The sequence below is a fragment of the Dactylosporangium sp. NPDC050688 genome (assembly GCF_040654515.1).
In the GTDB taxonomy this organism is placed as follows: domain Bacteria; phylum Actinomycetota; class Actinomycetes; order Mycobacteriales; family Micromonosporaceae; genus Dactylosporangium.
The window spans coordinates 1-3,891 of the sequence record NZ_JBFAIC010000159.1; the positions used below are offsets into that span (position 1 = coordinate 1).

Consider the following 3,891-nt stretch of genomic DNA (forward strand, 5'->3'; position numbering starts at 1 on the left):
ACCGCCCACGGCCACAACACCCTCCGGGCACTCACCGACCTCATCACCGGTCGGCCCTGGCTACCCGCCATCAACTGACCACCTGATCAGTCACCTGTGATCAACACAAGTGGCGCTCGCAACTCGCGGAGAAAACCAAGACGGTGACCCAGCTCGCCCGCGACGGGGTGCGAAGGACGTCGGACTGCTCGTGTTGCGGCATCAGGTGGCAGTCCTGCACTGGCAGGTGCCCCGCCCCGACCAGCAACCGGCCGGCCGGGTCGTGCTCGCAGCGCTGTCGCGCCTGCACGGCTCGAGATCGGTCACGGCCCGACTGTCTCGTCCGCGCCGCACGCAGCGCTTCCCGGCGCGAAGGGTCGGTGTAGCGCGTCCTCGCCGACTTGCGCAACCGGCGCCGGCGACGTCGAGAACGTCAGTGGACAGCACGCCGCGACACCGGCAACCCTTGATTCCGCGCCAAGTGCGGCATGCCCAAAAGTGACAAACCAGGCGGGCCGGAGAGATATTTGCCCGGTTTCGACCAATTTTCTGTTACCACAGCCGTTGCCACGTGGTAACAGAGAATGTCCAATGTGTACATCATGAGCTTGAATATTCCCAGCTCACAGTGTCGGGACGGCGGGATTCGAACCCACGACCCCTTGACCCCCAGGGTCGTTGAAGGCCCCAGCGACGTGCTCAAGCACGTTCTCCCAGGTCATCACCAGCATAAACCTGCCGAGTAAAGGGGTCCACGAATTACCTCGCCACCGAAGCCCAGTCATTGTCCGGAACTGGCGTTGTCGTTCATGCTGCGCTCAGCGTCTCGGCGGCCGGGGTGAAGTCCGGCGCGATGAGCTCCGCAAGGTCGTCGGCACTCTGCCGGCGGCGGCTGGCGTTGACCCGGGAGTAGTAGCGCATCAACGTCGCCGGATCGTGACCGAGACGCTCGGCCACCTCGGCAATGCCGTACCCGAGATCCAGCAGATTCGAGGCGACCAGGTGCCGATCTGGTGCGGGCCGAGCGGGCGGACCCCTGCGGCGACCGCGAGCTGGTTGAACCTGTCCGTGACGTTGTCCGGCCGCAGCGGCTGGCCCTGCCGACCGGTGAACATGTACCGGACACAAGTGCCCTCCTCCTCCCCCGCTGCCCCGCACCGGTCAGGACGGTGAGCGTCGCCGGGTCGAGGACCAGACTGCGGGTGCCGTTGTGCGACTTGGGCGCCTTCTCCCGCACCCGACCCGTCGGCTCCTCAACCACCCGCTGCCGACGAACCGTCAACATCGCAACATCCGGCTCCAGATCACACCAGCGCAGACCGCACAGTCATCCACGATTCCAGGGGATTGACACCGCCGAAGCCGACCACCGCGGCATCCACGTCACGATCATCATCGACTTCATCCACGTCCTCGAATACCTCTGGGACGCCGCGTGGAGCTTCCTGCACGGCGACGAGACCAACTGACTCCCCCGCACCCAGCTGATCGCCGCCCACGGCACCGGCCGTACCTTCGAGCCCTTCGACCGGGTCGTGATGCTGTCGTGGGGACCGCGAGCCGGTCGCCTCGCTGCTGGACCGCTTCCGGGTAGTGAGGGAGCGGTCGCTGGAGAGGCTCACCTTCCTCACGCCGCGACCGTCAGCGGGGTGGCGAACACCTCGGCGAGCTCGACGTCGTCGAAGCCGACCAGCGCGACCGGCCGGGCGTGCCGGTCAGCCTGACGCAAGTCCTGTCCGCGTGGATTATGTACGACCTGCCAGCCGGTCACAACTCATACTTGATCTCAAGCCACAAACGTATCTCCGCAGCGGTCTCTTCGTCCTTGACAGACGAAGAGACCCACTGGAGGGCAGAAATAATCAGCTCAACATCCCGCAGCGCCGAGTAGTCTGTTACGCCCGCAGAGTTCTCCGTACGGACGGGCGACGCGTAAAAACTTTCGTCGGCATGCAGGTACTCACTCCTCCGGCTCTTGGCTTGCCTCAGCGCCTGCTCACGAGTGAGAGTAATGCTGCGCAGCCCCCACCTAGCCGAGCCGTCCGGCGAAAAGATCTCCGGAACGCTCGGCACTGGAGGCACGCACCGAGCAACGAGACTTGCAATTCGAAGTGCCCAGTGTGCGCAGACCGCGCTCCCGATATTTCCACGACTTTGCGCCAGCTTCATGAATTCTGCCGCAAAGATGAGATCTTCCGCGCGCCTTTCCGGGGTCAGGTTCCGAAGGGGATGGGCACTGGCTTCCAGCGACTCAAAGATTGCAAGCCACCACTGCGGTGAGCCGCCGTCAGGAAACCGGCGATCGACCCAGTCGGCAAGCCGCCCTTCAGGAATGCTGCGCATCTCGCGGAGATCAGGATCCATTGTCGCCGTCTACCTCCCAAACAAGTTCGTTTGCACCGAGAGCGGAACTCTGATGCCCGCCCGACGGAATGCATCGACGCCTGCCGTCATGAACGAGGCAGCGCATTGGGCACAACCCGGCCGATAATGTCCGGTGCGGTTGTTGAAACGTGTCGCCGCACGCGTACCGGCTCCGATCGTGATCTCTCCGCCTCCGATGATCGGGGCGCCGCCACTCGCAATCGAATGATAGATGCCCGGCCTGTTGGGAACGATGTTCAGATTACCTTCCACGCCAACCGTCCAGAGGAAGTTACCGCCCTGACTGACGGCTTGCTCGAATTCCGGCGAACCGGCAGCCATCGGAGAGACCCCCTCAAACTCTGCCGCCAACTGTTCGAACGGCAGTTCCTCCGGCCTGCGATTTTCGACAACCCCGTTGTTACTTTCCCCGAGTTCGTCATTGCAGTTGTGGACGAGGACGGGAGAGGTTCCCGCCAGCACATAGTACGTGTGGACATCAGCCACGGTGAGGTCGTACATCACGTGCGAGGCATCGACAACCTGCACATCCAGAACCGTCATCGTCGTGCCGTCGAGGGTGTGGACCTGCTCGGCCGACTGCAGGTTCGCCGCGTCGACCCAGGTCTGGCGAGTCTCTGACCAGAACGGGTGGTGCTGGGTCGTACGCACCACATCGATGCCGTCCATGCCGGCGAGAATGATGTCGACCAGGTCGCTGTCCAGGTTGACGTACTGACGTTCGACCACGCGTGTCGTCGTCCGACCCGTTTCCGGGTCCGTGGCTACGACCTCGTCGCCTTCCTTGACGTCCTTGATCGGCTTGGTCGACCTGTCGGCCATCTGGACCTGGGTGTCGGGATCGAAACTGTGAGGCTCTGTTGCGTTGAGCGTTGGCGTGATCGAGGCAGACTTGATCGGTGAAGTCGTTGATTCGCCCGCGCCCGTGGCTGCCACCGAAGTCGGCGTTCGCCGGGTTCCGGTTCCCGCCGGAGGTGATCATCGTCGCGGTGCGCTGGTATCTGCGGTTCAACTTGTCCTATCGCGACGTTGAGGAACTCCTGGTCGAGCGCGGCGTCGAGGTCGATCACGTCACCGTGTTCCGACGGGTGCAGCGGTTCACGCCGCTGTTGGCTGACGCCGCCCGGTTCTGCCGTCACTCGCCGGGCGATAGGTGGCACGTCGACGAGACGTACGTCAGGGTCAACGGAGTCTGGCGGTACGTGTACCGGGCGGTCGACCAGTACGGTCAGGTCATCGACGTGCTGGTCTCGGCGCGTCGGGACGCCGGCGCGGCCCGGCGGTTCTTCCGCCGGGCGCTGTCGGTGTTGAAGGTGAAGCCAAGCGAGGTGGTCACCGACGCCGCCGCGGTGTACCCGGGCGTCCTCGATGAGCTCATCCCGTCGGCGTGGCACCACGTCGAGCAGTACGCGAATAATCCGATCGAGGCTGATCACAGCCGGCTCAAACACCGGTTGAGATCGATGCGCGGGCTGCGAACGGACAACACAGCACAGGTAATCATCGCCGGACATGCCTTCATGCAGA

General features: G+C 63.9%; 5 protein-coding genes. 1 reads left to right on the top strand and 4 read right to left on the bottom strand.

The window, feature by feature from the left end; genetic code table 11:
• Nucleotides 1-786 precede the first annotated feature (786 nt).
• The 4 genes from AB0H83_RS51570 to AB0H83_RS51585 all read right to left on the bottom strand — a co-directional run bounded on the left by AB0H83_RS51570 (nucleotide 787) and on the right by AB0H83_RS51585 (nucleotide 3,300).
• Complete coding sequence (locus tag AB0H83_RS51570; RefSeq protein WP_360111335.1) at nucleotides 787-936, bottom strand: hypothetical protein; 150 nt, start codon at nucleotides 934-936, stop codon at nucleotides 787-789.
• A gap of 347 nt (nucleotides 937-1,283) precedes the next feature.
• Entirely contained in the window at nucleotides 1,284-1,610 is a 327-nt protein-coding gene (locus tag AB0H83_RS51575; protein WP_360111347.1) for a hypothetical protein, read from the bottom strand.
• Nucleotides 1,611-1,746: 136 nt separating this feature from the next.
• Nucleotides 1,747-2,343 carry a hypothetical protein gene (locus AB0H83_RS51580; protein ID WP_360111338.1) on the bottom strand — a complete coding sequence of 199 codons (597 nt, stop codon included), beginning with the start codon at nucleotides 2,341-2,343 and terminating at the stop codon, nucleotides 1,747-1,749.
• A 9-nt stretch (nucleotides 2,344-2,352) separates the two neighbouring features.
• Nucleotides 2,353-3,300 carry a polymorphic toxin-type HINT domain-containing protein gene (locus tag AB0H83_RS51585; RefSeq protein WP_360111341.1) on the bottom strand — a complete coding sequence of 316 codons (948 nt, stop codon included), beginning with the start codon at nucleotides 3,298-3,300 and terminating at the stop codon, nucleotides 2,353-2,355.
• Here AB0H83_RS51585 and AB0H83_RS51590 point away from each other — a divergent pair.
• Nucleotides 3,294-3,891 (top strand): IS6 family transposase (locus tag AB0H83_RS51590; RefSeq protein ID WP_360111344.1); only part of this gene is annotated, 598 nt, incomplete at its 3' end. The two genes, AB0H83_RS51585 and AB0H83_RS51590, sit on opposite strands and share 7 nt — an antisense overlap.